This is a genomic window from Sphingomonas sp. RS6 (assembly GCF_054489705.1).
In genome coordinates, this window is record NZ_JBTMWM010000032.1 from 1 (window position 1) to 311 (window position 311).

The following is a 311-nucleotide window of genomic DNA, read 5'->3' on the forward strand; positions in this document are numbered from 1 at the left end:
GTGATCTCCTTGAGCATCGCATTGTCCAGCATGGCTTCGGCCAGCAGCTTCTTCAGCTTGCTGTTCTCATCCTCGAGCTGCCGCAGGCGTTTGCCCTCGGACACCTCCAGGCCGCCGAACTTGGCCTTCCACTTGTAGAAGGTCGCACTGCTGTGACGACGACAAACATCTGCTGTCGCCATCCCCGCCTCCTGCTCCTTCAAGATTGCGATGATCTGTTCCTCGCTGAACCTGCTCCGCTTCATTCCGTCCGACCCCCTGAGTGGGCCGGACTCTACTCAAATCTGCAGGAGATTGCGGGGCTCAGACCA

General features: G+C 58.8%; 1 protein-coding gene. It reads right to left on the reverse strand.

The window, feature by feature from the left end:
• Positions 1–245 (reverse strand): transposase (locus ACX40Y_RS18235; RefSeq protein ID WP_459120993.1); only part of this gene is annotated, 245 nt, incomplete at its 3' end.
• Positions 246–311: the final 66 nt, after the last annotated feature.